Annotated in this window: 15 protein-coding genes; 5 read left to right on the forward strand and 10 right to left on the reverse strand. The window is 70.0% G+C overall.

Annotation, left to right across the window (positions count from 1 at the left end):
* Window position 1: 1 nt before the first annotated feature.
* Both ACFV9G_RS07345 and ACFV9G_RS07350 read right to left on the reverse strand, forming a co-directional pair.
* Complete coding sequence (locus ACFV9G_RS07345; protein ID WP_378726299.1) at window positions 2-1,303, reverse strand: cytochrome P450; 1,302 nt, start codon at window positions 1,301-1,303, stop codon at window positions 2-4.
* A 96-nt stretch (window positions 1,304-1,399) separates the two neighbouring features.
* On the reverse strand, window positions 1,400-2,314 hold the full coding sequence (locus ACFV9G_RS07350) for an alpha/beta hydrolase (RefSeq protein WP_378726301.1): 915 nt from the start codon (window positions 2,312-2,314) through the stop codon (window positions 1,400-1,402).
* A gap of 118 nt (window positions 2,315-2,432) precedes the next feature.
* Between ACFV9G_RS07350 and ACFV9G_RS07355 the strand changes: the two genes are divergently transcribed.
* Both ACFV9G_RS07355 and ACFV9G_RS07360 read left to right on the forward strand, forming a co-directional pair.
* Complete coding sequence (locus ACFV9G_RS07355) at window positions 2,433-4,130, forward strand: ABC-F family ATP-binding cassette domain-containing protein (protein WP_378726303.1); 1,698 nt, start codon at window positions 2,433-2,435, stop codon at window positions 4,128-4,130.
* On the forward strand, window positions 4,127-5,149 hold the full coding sequence (locus tag ACFV9G_RS07360; protein ID WP_378726305.1) for a GNAT family N-acetyltransferase: 1,023 nt from the start codon (window positions 4,127-4,129) through the stop codon (window positions 5,147-5,149). The genes ACFV9G_RS07355 and ACFV9G_RS07360 overlap by 4 nt, the downstream gene beginning before the upstream one ends.
* Before the next feature lie 115 nt (window positions 5,150-5,264).
* On the opposite strand, the gene ACFV9G_RS07365 is transcribed toward ACFV9G_RS07360, so the two are convergent.
* From ACFV9G_RS07365 to ACFV9G_RS07375, 3 genes are all read right to left on the reverse strand, one after another.
* Complete coding sequence (locus ACFV9G_RS07365; RefSeq protein ID WP_378726306.1) at window positions 5,265-6,623, reverse strand: S1C family serine protease; 1,359 nt, start codon at window positions 6,621-6,623, stop codon at window positions 5,265-5,267.
* Window positions 6,624-6,691: 68 nt separating this feature from the next.
* A complete protein-coding gene (locus ACFV9G_RS07370) occupies window positions 6,692-7,588 on the reverse strand; it encodes a TIGR03621 family F420-dependent LLM class oxidoreductase (protein WP_378726308.1) in 897 nt (298 codons plus the stop codon).
* A gap of 77 nt (window positions 7,589-7,665) precedes the next feature.
* Window positions 7,666-8,271, reverse strand: a complete 606-nt coding sequence (locus ACFV9G_RS07375) for a MarR family winged helix-turn-helix transcriptional regulator (protein ID WP_378726310.1) — start codon at window positions 8,269-8,271, stop codon at window positions 7,666-7,668.
* A 71-nt stretch (window positions 8,272-8,342) separates the two neighbouring features.
* On the opposite strand from ACFV9G_RS07375, the gene ACFV9G_RS07380 reads away from it, so the two are divergent.
* Window positions 8,343-9,584, forward strand: coding sequence for an MFS transporter (locus ACFV9G_RS07380; protein WP_378726312.1), 1,242 nt, complete (start codon window positions 8,343-8,345; stop codon window positions 9,582-9,584).
* Here ACFV9G_RS07380 and ACFV9G_RS07385 read toward each other — a convergent pair.
* The 3 genes from ACFV9G_RS07385 to ACFV9G_RS07395 form a co-directional block, all read right to left on the reverse strand.
* Window positions 9,581-10,189 carry an HAD family hydrolase gene (locus ACFV9G_RS07385; RefSeq protein WP_378726313.1) on the reverse strand — a complete coding sequence of 203 codons (609 nt, stop codon included), beginning with the start codon at window positions 10,187-10,189 and terminating at the stop codon, window positions 9,581-9,583. The two genes, ACFV9G_RS07380 and ACFV9G_RS07385, sit on opposite strands and share 4 nt — an antisense overlap.
* Before the next feature lie 110 nt (window positions 10,190-10,299).
* Window positions 10,300-11,604: a citrate synthase gene (locus tag ACFV9G_RS07390; protein ID WP_378726315.1), complete on the reverse strand. Its 1,305-nt coding sequence runs from the start codon at window positions 11,602-11,604 to the stop codon at window positions 10,300-10,302.
* Between the two features lie 69 nt (window positions 11,605-11,673).
* Window positions 11,674-11,865, reverse strand: a complete 192-nt coding sequence (locus ACFV9G_RS07395) for a hypothetical protein (protein ID WP_378726317.1) — start codon at window positions 11,863-11,865, stop codon at window positions 11,674-11,676.
* 139 nt (window positions 11,866-12,004) lie between these two features.
* Between ACFV9G_RS07395 and ACFV9G_RS07400 the strand changes: the two genes are divergently transcribed.
* Window positions 12,005-13,009, forward strand: coding sequence for an ArsR/SmtB family transcription factor (locus ACFV9G_RS07400; RefSeq protein ID WP_378726319.1), 1,005 nt, complete (start codon window positions 12,005-12,007; stop codon window positions 13,007-13,009).
* A gap of 100 nt (window positions 13,010-13,109) precedes the next feature.
* Entirely contained in the window at window positions 13,110-13,568 is a 459-nt protein-coding gene (locus ACFV9G_RS07405) for a hypothetical protein (RefSeq protein WP_378726321.1), read from the forward strand.
* Between the two features lie 36 nt (window positions 13,569-13,604).
* Here the strand turns inward: ACFV9G_RS07405 and ACFV9G_RS07410 are convergent, their stop codons facing one another.
* Entirely contained in the window at window positions 13,605-14,618 is a 1,014-nt protein-coding gene (locus tag ACFV9G_RS07410; RefSeq protein ID WP_378726323.1) for a helix-turn-helix domain-containing protein, read from the reverse strand.
* Between the two features lie 15 nt (window positions 14,619-14,633).
* Entirely contained in the window at window positions 14,634-15,626 is a 993-nt protein-coding gene (locus ACFV9G_RS07415) for an alpha/beta hydrolase (RefSeq protein WP_378726325.1), read from the reverse strand.
* Between the last annotated feature and the right edge of the window lie 168 nt (window positions 15,627-15,794).

The raw sequence follows: 15,794 nt of genomic DNA on the forward strand, positions 1-15,794 counted from the left end.
GTCAGGCGGGGACCGGGTCTTTCGCCAGCCGGACGGGGAGGCGGTCGAGGCTGTAGACGACCGAGAGGTCGCGCCAGCCGAGGTCGCCGGGGTCGTCGGTGGCCATGGCGAGGTCGGGGAATCGGCGGGCGAGGCCGGTGAGGGCGGCGCGGAGCTCCATCCGGGCGAGCTCGGCGCCGACGCAGCGGTGCATGCCGTGGCCGAAGGCGAAGTGCATGGTGTCGGCGTTGCGCAGGTCGAACTGCTCCGGCTTCGGCATCACCGCGGGGTCGCGGTTGGCGCCGGTGAGGCTGACCAGGACGACGGCGCCCTTCTTGATGGGTACGCCGAAGAGGTCGTGGTCCTCGCGGGCGAACCGCGGGAACGCGAGCTGCACCGGGCACAGGTAGCGGAGCAGCTCCTCGACGACCTTGTCGACCTCGGCGCGGTCGCCCGAGCGCAGGATCTCGTACGCCTCGGGGTTCTGCATCAGGACGTAGGCGCCCATGGAGAGCATGGAGGCGGAGGTCTCGTAGCCGCCGAGGAAGACGCCGTCGGCGAGACCGCCGAGCTCGACGTCGTCGTACTCCGCGCCCTTGTTGCGGATGATCTCGCCGATCATGCCGTCGCCGGGGTTGGCGCGCTGCTGGCGGACCTGCTCGATGAGGAACGTCCTGGTCTCGGTGGCGGCACCGAAGGCGCCCGCGCCGCCCTCGGACAGGTCGAAACGGGCCATGCCGAGCTTGTGGAACTCGTCGCGTACGTCCTCGGGCATGCCCAGCAGCTCGCAGATCACCCGGAACGGGATCTCGAAGCCGAAGTGCTGGACCAGGTCGACCTCGGGGCCGTTGGCCTCCATGTCGTCGAGGGCGTCGGTGACGATCCGGTCGATCATCTCGTTGAGACGGCCCAGGCGGCGCATGGTGAACTCCGGGGTCAGCAGCCCGCGGAGCTTGGTGTGGTCGGGCGGGTCGGTCATGCCGAGGCCACCGATGCCCTCGGCGTCGGTGCGCTTGCGGGTGCCGAGCAGGTGGCGCATGTCGTTGGAGTAGGCGTTCTTGTCGGCCAGGACGTGCTTGGACTCGGCATGACCGGTGACCAGCACGATGTCGAGACCGAGCACCGAGCCGAGCTTGGTGACCGGCGCCTGCTCGCGGCTCTCGGCGAGCATCGGGACCGGGTCGAGGCCGTCACGGCGCAGTGGGAAGGTCAGGTGCTCGGGGATCTTGCGCAGCGTGGTGATGTCGGGGATCGGCGACTCCTTGCCCCGCATCGCGAACTGCAGGGCAAGCTTGCGGACACGCTCCGTCAGGGGTCGCGTCATCAGTTTCACCTGGGCGGCAATCTGCATGCGGCCAGTCTGGACCATCCTCAATCCACGGTCATCAGGAATACCCCTGGTTTGACGGTGTGTCTTGGATCACCCGTGGAGCACGGTCCTGAACAGCGCACACGTCTCCTCGATCGCCAGCTGCGCCGCCTGCGAATGGTGGCCCATGGCGAAGAAGCCGTGGATGAGTCCGTCGCAGTGGTGGTAGGTCATCGGGACCCCCGAGCTCTCCAGCGCCTTGGCGTACGCGATGCCCTCATCGCGCAGCGGATCGAACTCCGCGGTCACCACGACCGCCGGCGCCAGACCCTCCAGGGAGCCCTTGATCGGGCTCAGTCGCGGGTCGGCGCGGTCGGCGTCGCCCACGTAGTGGTCGGAGAACCATTTCATCGTCGGCAGCTCGAGGAAGTAGCCGTGGCCGTTCTCGGCGTAGGAGGGGTAGCCGCTGGTCATGTCGGTCGCCGGGTAGATCAGCAGCTGGCCGGCGAGCTCGCGGCCCTCGTCGCGGAAGACCTGGGCGACCATGGCCGACAGGTTGCCGCCGGCACTGTCGCCGGCGACCGCGACCCGGCCGTCGCCGCCGAGCGTCGCCACGTTGTCGCTGACCCAGCGAGCGGCGGCCATCGCGTCGTCGCAGGCGGCGGGGAACGGGTGCTCGGGGGCGAGCCGGTAGTCGACCGCGACGACCACGGCGTCACAGATGGTGGAGAGGTTGCGGGCCTGGTCCTCGTGGGTGTCGAGGTCGCCGACCACCCAACCGCCGCCGTGGAACATCACGATCGTGGGCAGCGGCCCCTCGGTGGTGGGCCGGTAGATGCGTACGGCCAGGTCGCCCGCCGGCCCTGGGATCACCGAGCTCTCCACCGATCCGACTGGTGGAAGCGGGATGCCCTCGCCCAGCGCGCGGTAGAGCGCTCGTGCCGTCGGTGGGTCGAAGGACTCCAGGGGCTGCCCCTTCGAGAAGAGGGTGAGCAGGTCAGCGATCTGGCTGTCGAGCGGAGGCATGGCGACAGTCATATCGTTAATCGCCAAAATGTGTCGAGCGTCACGTTCTGCTGATGGGACCGCTCGATGAATCCGATTCCGGAATAACCATTCGACACGGGTGCCAGACTGGACGGCTGTGGGACATGTGGACGTTGCTGGAGTCAGATTCCAGCTGCCTGACGGACGAGTGCTGCTCGACGACGTCTCCTTCCGGGTGGGTGAGGGCGCGAAGGTCGCGCTGGTCGGCGCCAACGGTGCGGGGAAGACGACGCTGCTGCGGATCGTCACCGGCGAGCTGACCCCGACGGCCGGATCCGTGGTGCGCTCGGGCGGCCTCGGGGTGATGCGGCAGATGGTCGGCAAGGGCTCCTCGACCGTCGGTGAGCTGCTGCTCTCGGTGGCGCCCGCGCGGGTGCGCGAGGCGGCGGCCGCAGTGGAGGCCTGCGAGCTGGAGCTGATGTCGTCGGAGGACGAGCGGCTGCAGATGCGCTACGCGACCGCGCTGGCCGAGTACGCCGACGCCGGCGGCTACGACATCGAGGTCGTCTGGGACGTGTGCACCATGGCCGGGCTCGGGGTGCCCTACGACCGCGCCCGCTACCGCTCCCTGGACACCCTGTCCGGCGGCGAGCAGAAGCGGCTGGTGCTCGAATTTCTGCTGCGCGGCCCCGACGAGGTGCTGTTGCTCGACGAGCCGGACAACTTCCTCGACGTGCCCGGCAAGATCTGGTTGGAGCAGCGCATCCGGGAGTCTCCGAAGACGATCCTGTACGTCAGTCACGACCGTGAGCTGCTGGACAACACCGCGACCAGGGTGGTCACGGTCGAGCTCGGCGCGTCCGGCGCCGGCAACAGCGCGTGGACACATCCTGGTGGGTTCGCCTCCTACCACGAGGCCCGCAAGGACCGGTTCCTGCGGTTCGAGGAGCTGCGCCGTCGCTGGGACGAGGAGCACGCCAAGATCAAGGCGCTGGTCCTACGGCTGAAGGTCAAGTCGGAGTACAACGACGGGATGTCCAGCCAGTACCGGGCGGCCCAGACGCGGCTCCGGAAGTTCGAGGAGGCCGGGCCGCCCGTCGAGCAGCCACGAGAGCAGGCGGTGCAGATGCGGCTGCGCGGCGGGCGCACCGGCAAGCGGGCGGTGGTCTGCGAGGGGCTCGAGCTCACCGGGCTGATGAGCCCGTTCGACCTGGAGGTCTGGTACGGCGAGCGTGTTGCTGTGCTCGGCTCCAACGGCTCGGGCAAGTCCCACTTCCTGCGGCTGCTCGCCCGCGGGGGCACCGACCCGGACGTGGAGCACCGCCCGGTCGAGGACACCCCCATCGAGCCGGTCCGCCACCGTGGGAAGGCCAAGCTCGGCGCCCGCGTGCGGCCGGGCTGGTTCGTGCAGACCCATGCCCATCCGGAGCTGGTGGGGCGCACGCTGCTCGACATCCTGCACCGCGGTGAGGCCACGCCTGACGGCCGAGGGCGCGCGGGTATGGGCCGCGAGGCCGCCTCGCGGGTGCTCGACCGCTACGAGCTCGCGCACGCCGCGGAGCAGGCCTTCGAGTCGCTCTCGGGTGGACAGCAGGCGCGCTTCCAGATCCTTCTGCTGGAGCTGAGCGGCGCGACCCTGCTGCTGCTCGACGAGCCGACCGACAACCTCGACGTCCAGTCCGCCGAGGCCCTCGAAGCGGGGCTGGAGTCGTTCGACGGCACCGTCGTCGCGGTCACCCACGACCGCTGGTTCGCCCGTGGCTTCGACCGCTTCCTGGTCTACGGCGCCAACGGTGATGTCTATGAGTCGCCGGAGCCGGTCTGGGACGAGACGAGAGTGGAGAGGTCACGATGAGCGAGCTGGTGGTCGAGCGCGTCGACCCCTTCGACGACGACGCCTTCGACGCGTGGTTCGACGTGATGACCGCGTCGTGGCTGGACGTACGCGGCCCCGACGCGGATCTGTGGGCGCGTGAGGAGCAGCGCGCCGAGCTGCGGCAGCAGTCCGAGAAGACCGACCGCCGGGCCTACCTCGGCCGGGTCGGCGACGCGGCCGTGGCCGCCGCCTGGGTGGCCATGCCGATGCTCGACAACCTGCACCGGGCGACGCTCGTGGTGGCGGTCCTGCCGGCCCACCGGCGGCGGGGCCACGGCACCGGCCTGCTCGACCATGTCGAGGCGGAGGCTCGCGCCCAGGGGCGTACGTCGTTCACGGGTGAGGTCTGGTGGCCCTGGTCGCTCGGGTCCGGCGGTGAGGGATCGCCGGGGCGGGACTTCGGGATCGCGCGGGGCTACGCGCCTGCGCTGGTCGAGGTACGCCGCCTGCTGCGGCTCCCGGTGCCGGACCAGGTCCTCGACCGGCTGGCGGCGGAGGCCGCCGAGAAGCACGGCGACTACACGCTGCGTTCCTGGGTCGGCCGGGTGCCTGACGACATCGTCGAGAGCTGGGCGGTGCTCGACGCCAGCCTGGAGACCGAGGCGCCGACCGGCGACCTGGACGTCGAGGCGCTCGAGCCCGACGTGGCGAGGGTGCGCGAGACCGAGGAGCTGGTCGCGGCCCAGAAGCGGACCCTCTACCACTCGGTGGCGGTGGACGCCGACGGCCGGGTGGTGGCCTACACGGTGATCGGCTACTCGAGCCTGGACGGCAACAGCTATCAGTGGGGCACCCTGGTCGAGGGGGCACACCGGGGCCACCGGCTCGGGCTGGCGGTGAAGGTCGCCAATCTCCGACTGCTCCAGTCCGAGCGGCCGGAGGTGCCGACCCTGTCGACCTACAACGCCGAGGTCAACGCCCACATGATCCAGGTCAACGCGGCCATGGGCTTCGAGCCGGTCGAGTGGCTGTGCAGCATCCAGAAGCAGGTCTCCTGAAGCGGAACGCGCACGAGCGCCTCACACCCGTTCGGGGACGGGCATGAGGCGCTCGGCAGTTGGCACCCCGCGGCGCTGAGGTTTCCGTCGGAAGCCCCAGCGTCTTGCGGGGAGATCAGGTGGCGTCGGAGTCCAGGGTGATCTTGGCGCTCTGCTCCTTGCCGTCGCGCGACCAGGTCACCTCGACCTCGTCGCCGGGGCGGTAGGAGCGGACCGTGGCGACCAGGGAGTCGGAGCCGTTGATCTGGTGCTCGTCGACCTTGGTGATCGTGTCACCCTTCTTCAGGCCGGCCTTCTCGGCCGCGCTGTCCGCGGTGACATCCTGCACGACAGCACCGGTGACGGCGGTCTGGCCGGACTGGGCGCCGGCGCTGTCGCCGACCGAGATCCCCATCCGGGCGTGGGTGGCCTCGTCGCCCGCCTTGAGCTGGTCGATGATCGGGAGCACCTCGTCGATCGGGATCGCGAAACCGAGGCCGATGGAGCCGGCCTCCTCGCTGGAGGAGGAGTTGGACCTGATCGAGGCGTTGATGCCGACGACGTTGCCGTTCATGTCGACCAGTGCCCCGCCGGAGTTGCCGGGGTTGATCGCGGCGTCGGTCTGGATGGCCGGGTAGACGGTCGCGTTGCCGGAGGAGTCGGACCCGACGTTGACCGGGCGGTCCAGGGCGCTGACGATGCCGGTGGTGACGGTCGAGTCGAGGCCGTACGGCGACCCGATCGCGACCACGTCCTGCCCGACCACGAGGTTCTTGGACTTGCCGATCGTCGCCGGGGTGAGGCCGGAGACGTTCTCGGCCTGGATCACCGCGGTGTCGGTGAGCGGGTCGGTGCCGACCACCTTGGCCGAGGCCGAGGTGCCGTCGCTGAAGTCGACCGTGATCGAGGAGCCCTGCTGCTCCTGTCCCTGCTGCTCCTGCTGGTCCTGGTCGGGCGAGCCGGGGAAGCCGGGGTTGGTCTCCTGAGTGCTCTCGGAGGAGAGGTCGACGACGTGGTTGTTGGTCAGGATCAGGCCGTCGGAGGAGAGGATGATGCCCGAGCCCGAGCCGCTGCCGGCCTGGGTGGAGACCTCGATCTTGACCACCGAGGGCAGCACCTTGGCGGCGACCTTCTCGGCGGTGCCCTCAGGGGCGTCGCTGTCGACGACCTGGGAGCCCGTCGCCGAGCTGCCGCCGTTGCGGGCACCGTCGTCCTGGGTCGAGTAGAACAGTGCCGCGCCACCGAAGCCGGCTCCGCCGCCGAGCACGAGGGCGCCGACGAGTGCCGTGGCGGCGAGCGTGGCCCGGCGCGCCTTGGGCTTGGGGGCAGTGGCGAAGGCCGCCGGGGCCGTCGACAGGACTGCGGTCGGAGCCACCCCGGGAGGCGGCGTGGTCGGAGCGGCGGGGGGCGGAGTCGTCGCGGATGCGTCGGCGCCCGGGGGCGCCCACTGCGGCGGGGTCCCACCGGGCTGCTGCTGAGGAGTGGGTTCGGTCATGTCATTCAGTGTGCGCAACGTCGCTGTGAACCTGCTGAGACTGGGCTATGTGGTCTCGAAGAGATGCGTCAGGACCCGGCGAGGAGGCCGACGACCGGGGCGAACGCCTCCATCAGCTCGTCGCCGACCAGGACGTAGGAGACGCCCAGCCGTTCCCGGCGCTCGCGGAGCTGGTCGGCCATCTCCTCGGCGGAGCCGGTGACGACGCCGACGGCGCCCTGGGCGGCGAGAGCCGCGGGGTCGAGCCGGCCGGCCAGGTAGCGCGGAACGGTCTCGCCCACCGCCATCAGGTTCATGTTGAGCTCGGGAGCGGGGCGGTCGGCGGAGCGTACGTGGTCGACGGCCGCCAGCGCCTCCGGCTCCTCGGCGGAGAAGGGGATCCCGAGAGCGGCGATGTCGGCGTGCTCGCCCGCGATCCGCAGCATCCGTGGACCGCCGCCGGCGACCAGGATCGGCACCTGCTGGGGGTCGGTCCCGTAGGGCAGCACCGACGCCTCGACAGCCCGGTGGTGGGGTCCGTCGACGGTGACGGTCTCGCCGGCCAGGAGCCGCTTGATGATCCCGATCGACTCCACGAGCCGGTCCACGCGTACGCCGGGCGGGTCGAAGCCCAGCCCCAGCATCGCGTTCTCCCGGGCCGAGTCGGGGCGTCCGGCGCCGAGGCCGAGCTCGAAGCGGCCGCCCGAGAGCACGGAGAGCGTGGCCGACTCCTTGGCGACCTGGACGGGGTGGCGGAAGTCGTTGGCCAGGACGTACGTCCCCACGTGGAGCCTCGTGGTCACCGCCGCGGCGGCCGCCAGAGCGGGGAAGACGGCATGGCCGAAGGACACGTTGTCCGGCATGACGAGCGTGTCGTAGCCCGCGCTCTCGACGCGGTGGGCGAGGTCGCTCCAGGCAGCGCCCGTGGGCGCCTGGGCCGCGACGACGCCGAAGCGGAAGGGTCTGGTCTCAGGTGTGGTGGTCATGCCTCCAGGCTGGTCCTGGTGGGGCGTGGGCGGATCCGCTCACCGGCGTCCGTGGCGTACGCAGATCCGCGCAGCCGCTATTCGCCCTCGATCCGCAGGGTCACCTGCTTGAGCAGGGCCGCCAGGTCCGTACGCCGCTCCGGACTCAGTGTCTCCAGCAGCCTGGTCTCGGCCTCGCCGCGCAGGTCCATCGCCCGTCGCCAGATCTCGATGCCCGCCTTGGTTGCCTCGACGCTGATCTTGCGACGGTCCTCCACCGATGCCGTACGTCGCAGCCACCCGGCCTTCTCCATGCTGTCGAGCCGCCCCGTCATCCCGGCCGGACTGATGTCGAGGTCCTTGGCGAGGGCCGTGGGGGAGGCGTGACCGGGGGTGTCGCGGATCATCAGCATGTGGAGCGTCTTGTACTCGAAGTCGGCGAGCCCGACTGCGCTCGCCGCCGCCGCACGTGCGACGTTGAAGAACTTCGCGATCTCTCCGATCCGGACCGTGATCGCCTCGACCTCGTCGTCGAAGTCGATGTCGAGCCAGTGGTCGCGCCAACGGGCCACGTGCCGGTCGGCGGCGTCGTCCTGAAGCGCTTCGGGCGTGAGGACGATGCTCTCCGGACCGGCGCCGAGGGTGATTCCTGGCATGGCCGGGGAGCTGCCTGGAATGTCGGAGGAGTGGCGCATCTCGGGCATGCACAGAGCATATCTCTTCGCTGGCTGATAATTCGTTGGCGAATAGTTCGGCAGCGAAGTACCTTGTGGCCATGACCACCACGACCGAACCGCCGACCGGGCGTCGTTCGCCGCTACGGCACCGCAACTTCCGCCGGCTCGTGACCGGGACGGCGGCATCGTCGCTGGGCAACGCGATCACGCCGGTCGCGCTGGCGTTCGCGGTGCTCGACCTCGGCGGGACCGTCACCCAGCTGGGCATCGTGGAGGCCGTCTTCGCGACCTGCCAGGTGGTGACCACGCTGGCCGGGGGAGTGCTCGGCGACCGGGTCTCGCGCAAGGTGATGATGGAGGGCACGGCGGCGATCAGTGCCGTGGTGGCCGGTGCGCTGGCCGCGACGGTGATCCTCGGGATCGCGACGATCCCGTCGATCGCGGTGATGGGTGGCCTCGCGGGCATCGTCGCCGCGCTCAACCAGCCTTCCGCGATGGCGATGACCAAGGTCGTCGTGCCGGCGGAGGATCTCGGTGCTGCCGTCTCGCTCCGCTCGCTGCTCCAGACCACCGCGTCGACCATCGGCTACGCCCTCGGCGGGGTGCTCGTCGCGGCCGTCGGCCCCGGCTGGGCGATCACCGTCGACGCGCTCACCTTCGCCGTCGCCGCCGTCGCCTACGCCGGCATGCGGGTGCCTCATGAACGACCGCCCCACAAGGCGTCGATGCTCGGCGACCTCGCCGAGGGCTTCCGTGAGGTGATGCGGCACTCGTGGCTGTGGTTCCTCATCCTGCAGGCGCTGCTCTACCACCTGTTCTGGTCGGGGGCGCACAGCGTGCTCGGCCCGATCGTGGTCGGCGAGGGGATCGGCCGGGCTTCGTGGGGCTTCGCGCTGGCCGCGCTGATGGCGGGCTTCATCGTCGGCGGCCTGTTCTGCCTGAGGTTCCGTCCACGCCGGCTGCTCTCCGTCGGCGTGTTCTTCCTCGCGATGACCGGCCTCTTCCCGATCTCGATGGCGGTCTCGGACACGCTCTGGCCGATCCTGGTGGGCGCGTTCCTGCACGGCTTCGGGCTGCAGGTCTTCGACATCTTCTGGCAGATCGCGATCCAGCAGGAGATCCCCGAGGACAAGCTCTCCCGGGTCTACTCCTTCGACATCGTCGGCTCGTTCGTCGCCCGCCCGCTCGGGCTCGCGCTCGTCGGTCCGGTCGCCGTCGCGGTGGGCTTCGACACCTGGCTGCTCGTGGTCGCCGCGGTGATCTCCGGCAGCGCCCTGATGTCCATCTCGTTCGCGGGCGTACGCCGTCTCGAGCGCGCGCCCGACCAGGCCGCCGTCTAGAGCGGGAGGCCGAGCGCGACCAGGTCGCCGCGGAGCTGCTCGGCGCCGGTGAACTGGATCGCGTGCATGCCCAGCGCCGCGGCGGCGGCGACGTTGGCGGGGCTGTCGTCGATGAACACCAGCCGGTCCAACGGCATCCCGGCGCGCTCGGCGACGAGCTCGTAGATCGCCGGATCCGGCTTGGCCAGGCGCACCTCACCGGAGACGACGACATCGCCGAGCAGCTCGATCACGTCGTACGTCGCCGGAGCGTGCGGATAGAGCTCGGCCGACCAGTTGGTCAGTCCGAGCTGGGGGAACTCGACCGCGGCGAGCTCGCGGACCAGCTCATGGGTGCCGGGGACCGGCCCCAGCATGGAGAGCGGGAAGTTGTCGACGTACGCCGCTCCGGCGCTGAGCCATTCGGGCGCGTCGCCCTCGAGCGCGGCGAGTGCCTGCGCCCAGGTCCGCCCGGCGTCCTGGACGTGGTTCCACGACCGGAAGTCGTAGGACTCCAGGAACGCGCGGGCATCGGCGTCGCCGACGCCGGCCGCGATCGCCGGGAGCGGGTCCCAGCGGATCAGCACGTTCCCGAAATCCCAGACGACCCCGTCTACGTCAGCCATGTCACTCCTCTGCGCTGCCCGTCTCGAGTCGGCGCGTTTTGACCTTGCTGCTCGCTGGCGCTCGCAGGCTGCGGTCAAAGCGCGCCGACTCGAGCCTGGCTAAGCGCTCGTCACGCCCAACGGACGTCACGCGGGACGAAGGTGAGTCCGCGCTCGCCGGTGTAGATCTGCTTCGGACGGGCGATCTTCTGCTCCTTGTCCTGGACGAGCTCCAGCCACTGGGAGAGCCAGCCCGGCGTACGCCCGATGGCGAACAGCACGGTGAACATCTCCGGCGGGAACTCCAGGGCCTCGTAGATCAGGCCGGAGTAGAAGTCGACGTTCGGGTAGAGCTTGCGGGAGACGAAGTATTCGTCCTCCAGGGCGATCTTCTCCAGCTCCTGGGCGATGTCGAGGAGCGGGTTGGTGCCGGTCACCTCGAACACGTTGTAGGCCTGCTGCTTGATCAGCGTCGCGCGCGGGTCGTAGTTCTTGTAGACCCGGTGACCGAAGCCCATCAGCCGCTCGTTGCCGGCCTTGACGCCCTCGATGAAGGCGGGGATGTTCTCGACCTTGCCGATGCGGCGCAGCATCCGGAGCACGGCCTCGTTGGCGCCGCCGTGGAGGGGGCCGAAGAGGGCGCCGACGCCGGCGGCGACCGAGGAGTAGGGGTCGACCTGGGTCGAGCCGACCGAGCGTACCGCGTTGGCGGAGGCGTTCTGCTCGTGGTCCGCGTGCAGGATGAAGAGCGTGTCGAGCGCCTTGGCGATGCGCTCGTCCGGTGCGTACTTCGACTCGCTCATCTTGAAGAGCATGGAGAGGAAGTTGCCGGTGTAGGACAGGTCGTTGTCCGGGTAGACGTACGGCTTGCCCTGCGCGTGCCGGAACGCCCAGGCACCGAGCGTCGGCATCTTGGCGATCAGCCGGATGATCTGCAGGCGACGGTTGTCGGGGTCGGAGATGTTCGCGGCGTCCGGGTAGAACGTCGACATCGCACCGACCGACGCCATGAGCATGCCCATCGGGTGGGCGTCATAGCGGAAGCCCTGCATGAACTCCTTGATGTTCTCGTGCACGAACGTGTGGTAGGTGATCTCGTGCACCCACGCGTCGTACTCCTCCTTGGTCGGCAGGTCGCCGTGGACCAAGAGGTAGGAGACCTCGAGGAAGTTGGACTTCTCTGCGAGCTGCTCGATGGGATAGCCGCGATACTCGAGCACGCCCTTGTCGCCGTCGATATAAGTGACGGAGGAGCGGCACGAAGCCGTGTTGACGAAGCCGGGGTCGTAGACGGCCAGGCCGGGGCCCAGTTCTTGGGTAGCCGGGTCGTTGGCCTTGATCTTCCCCAGGTCGGCGGCGCGGATGGTGCCGTCGGTGATCGGGATGTCGTACTCCACCCCGGTGCGGTTGTCACGCACAGTTAGAGATTCGGTCACGATCAGCAACGGTAACCCTCTTGAAATCCCCTACGTAACTCGGCGTCCCACCCATTGGCCGATTTCGACTCAGAGTCGGAACCTGTCCCGTGCCGGTTTGGTGTCGCCGGAGGGCTCGTCGTCGCCGAACCGGGTCAGTGCATCGCGCAGCCGATGAAGGTCGAGAGCGGTCTGCACCGACCGCTCGTTGAGGGTGTCGTCCTCTCCGCGGAGCGCGCGCAGCGCCTCCTGGACGTCGTTCTCGCTCGGCTCCCCGGTCATGGGGAAATAATCTAGGTGGCCGCACCAAGCGGCGCGAGCGCGGGTCTGGGGTGACAGATTTCCGACAGACCGGGCGAGCAGGATGGTCGGTCGACAGTCGCGGAGTCGGCTGGAGACGCCATCATGCTCGGGGGACGCGATGCTGCGGATTCACTTCACCTATGACGACCTCGCTCGGGTCAGGATCGCCGACGGGCCCGATGCGCTCTGGGAGGTGCAGCTCAGCCTGCACGCGCTCCAGACGCGCGGGCGTGCCGTGGAGCTGACGTCCTGGCGCCGGCGGACGCTGCGCTCGCTGCCGCGAGATGTGGTGCGTCCACTCGCCGAGATCGCGCCCCCGCGTGGGATCTCGCCGGACTTCATGACGCCGTCGGGTGGCGCTCGCGGATTTGGCGAAGGCATGGAGATCGCGTTGCGTACGCCGAAGTCCGCGATCTCCGGGCAGGTCGCCGCGATGGCGGGCCAGCGCCGGCTGACCCCGTGGGTCGAAGCCGTGCGTCGCGCCGAGGCGTCGGCGCTGCGAACGCTGGGGCGGGCGGTCGCGATCTACCACGAGGGTGCGATCGCGCCGGTGTGGCCGTCGCTGTCGGCGGTGGTTCAGGCCGACCGGCAGCTGCGCGCTCAGCAGATGGCTGATGGTGGCCTCGAGGCGGTGCTGGCGGGAATTCCCGGGTGCCGCTGGCGGGCACCGGTGCTGGAGATCGAGAACTACACCGACGCCGAGGTGCACCTCGAGGGCCGCGGGCTGCTGCTCCAACCGTCCTACTTCTGCGAGCCGGATACGCCGATGAAGCTGTGCGATCCCGGGCCGGAGCCGATGCTGACCTATCCCACCGCCAAGCCAGCCACCGGGCTCACGTTCTCGAAGGATTCGGTGGGCTCGGCGCAGACCTACGGATCGCCGGAAGGGCCGGTGACCGCTTTGCTGGGACGTACGCGGGCCACGGCGCTTGCCGCGGTGCGCTCCGGGTGCTCGACCAGCGAGCTGGCCCGCCGGTGCGAGATCTCGGTCGGTTCGGCGAGCCAGCAGGCGAGCATCCTGCGAGAGGGCGGACTCATCACCACCAGGCGCGAGGGCGCCTCGGTCCGCCACGAGATCACCAGCCTCGGGGTGCAGGTGCTGAGCGGCGCGCTGGTGTCCTGATACGCCTTTCGGCCCTGGTCAAAAAGGTTTCGTCGAAGCGGTGGTCGATCGGACGCTCGGAGGGTCATTCCTCCACATGTTCATCCTGAAAGGAAAGATCATGATCAAGCGCATCATCGCCGCGGCAGCACTCACACTGGCGGCTACCAGCATCACCTCCGGAGCGATCGCGGCTGAGGGAGGCTCGGACGCGAAGGCCGGCGGCGCGACCGAGCGGGTCAGCGCAGCCGCTGTGTCGCCGACGGTCTCGCCCGCGGCCGAGAAGACGTTCCACCAGTACGGCGGGCTCCAGAACTACAACTGCCCGGCCGACCGCCTGTGCGTCGACGTGTGGGACCCGACGCAGGGCATCTACAAGGTGTTCCAGTTCTACAGGTGCCAGACGCACTCGCTCCGCGGCTTCTACTCGACCTGGAACCCGGAGATCGAGAACGACCAGACCAGCGGCACGGTCACCTACTTCGAGCGCAGCGCGGGGGACCGGTACAAGAGCTCGACCGCCAAGCACGCCGAGCGGGCCATCGACTGGGACCCGATCAACTACATCGACGTCTGCTGACCCGATACGGCCAGACGGCGAAACGGATGGGCGATCTCAGGTTCGAGGTCGCCCATCCTGCGCGATCCGCCACAGCAGCACCGCGACGGCGGCGCGCTGCCGTCCCCGCCCTTTGATGGGCGAGTAGCCGAGCTGACCGCTCAGCCAGCTCAGCCGCTCCTGCAGCGTCGAGTGGTGCACGTGGAGCATCGCGGCCGACTGTCGCAGGCTCGGCTGGTCGAGCACCGCGTGGAGGGTGTCCACGACCCAGGGATGCCCGGCGAGCAGCTCCTCCAGACGGCGTACGTCACCCACCGCCGCCGCCTCGTCGGCGCTGATCCGCTCGGCGATGACGGCAAGTGCCCCGAGGTCGTCGTAGCCGACCACCGCGGGCGCGAGACCGCCGACGTCGGCGGCCAGCCGGAGGGCCGTGGTCGCCTGCTCCAGCGCGGTCGGCAGCCGGAGCGGGTCGGGGGCGAGGGCGGTGCCTGCGCGGATGCCGTCCGGGAGGGTGGGAGTGCCGGGGAGCAGCGCGAGGACCAGGTCGCCGACGGTGCTGATCAGCGTCGCCCGCAGGTTGGCCGAGGTGCTCAGGACGAGGGTGACGGGCCCGGTCAGGCCGAGCCGGGCGACCGCGTCACGCCTGTCCGCGTCTGTCGCATCGGGGTCGCACGCGATCCGGACCAGCCCGCTGGTCGAGGGAGCGGACGAGCCGGTGCTGAGTGCCTGCAGGGCGCGGGCGGCCCGCTCGAGGATGAGCGCGTCGAGCGGGCCCTGGTCCCCGGGACGCTCCAGCCAGAGCCAGGAACCGGGCTGGCCCGGGACGGGCTCGTGGCGCCACTCGCCCGCGTCCTTGCCGGTCAGGGTCCGGCCGTCGGGGGTGAACCGCTTGGCCACGGCCCTCGCGGCGTCGTGGAGGCCGGCGGTGGAACCGGCGAGGGCTGCGGCGGCACGTACGACCGCGGCGGTCGAGGCCCGCTCGTCCACGAGGCGGTCGAAGTGGTCGATGACGCGCAGCGCACTGGCCGTGTCGTCATCGACCACCTCGAGCTTGCCGATCAGATCTCGCACCAGAACCTCCCCGGCCTACTCGAGCGCCCTGCGTACGAACTCGTCGCGGGCGGCGATCGAGGCGCGCGAGACGGCGGCGTGGCCGGCCATCATGTCGAACCCGTGGAAGCCGCCGCCCCACATGTGGAGATCGACGCTGACGCCGGCTTCGGAGAGCCGCCGCGCGTAGGTCAGCGTCTCGTCGCGGAACGTCTCCGCCGAGCCGATGTCGATGTAGGTGCGGGGGAGACCGGTGAGGTCCTCGGCGCGTGCGGGAGCGGCGTACGGGGAGACGTCGGGGCCGCCGCGACGATCGCCGAGCAGCGCGGTCCAGCCGAAGAGGTTGGCACCGCGGTCCCACACGCCCTCGTCGTCGAGCATGCGGCTGCTGTGGGTCTCGAAGCGGTCGTCGAGCATCGGGCAGATGAGGATCTGGTGGGTCAGCTTCGGGAAGGCGCGGTCGCGGGCGAGCAGGGCGGTGCCGGCCGCCAGACCACCACCCGCGCTGGCGCCCGCGATCAGGATCCGCTCGGGGTCGATGCCGAGGTCAGCCGCGTTCTTGGCGGTCCAGACCAGACCGGCGTAGCAGTCCTCCACGGGTGCGGGGTCGGGATGCTCGGGGGCGAGTCGGTATTCCACCGAGACGACCACGGCGTTGCCGTCGGCGACCTGCGGGAGGAAGGGCTCCACGCCGAGGCGGCGGTTGCCGATGATCATGCCGCCGCCGTGGGTGTGGTAGACCGCCGGTCGCGGAGGACCCTCGACGGCGGGGCTCAGGATCAGCAGGGTGATGTCGGGTGCGCCCCCGGGGCCAGGAACCTGACGTTCCTCGACCCGGACCGCGCCGCCGACGGTCAGGTCCGTCGGCTCCATGCCCGGGAAGCCTTCGTCGCTCTGCTGCCGCATCAGCGTCAGGTTCTCCGCGGTGAAGGCCGGGAGGTGCTGGCGGACCATCTCGAGCACCGGGGTCAGCTCGGCGTCGAACGGCGGTCGGGTGGGGGTGTCGGGGAAGATCTGGTCGCTGGTCATCGGGGTCACTCCTTCGTGAGCTGGGGGTTGACCCAGCCTCCCCTGGTGCCGGTGGCCACGGTACCCGGCCTGTGGCGGGAATCACATCGGCACCTCCCGCCATCCGGCGGGCCGGGCGGTGCCGGAAACCGATGTGCGGTCGAGGGGTACGCCGGGGGAGAATGGGTG

It is taken from the genome of Nocardioides sp. NPDC059952, assembly GCF_042730435.1.
Taxonomy (GTDB): Bacteria; Actinomycetota; Actinomycetes; order Propionibacteriales; family Nocardioidaceae; genus Nocardioides.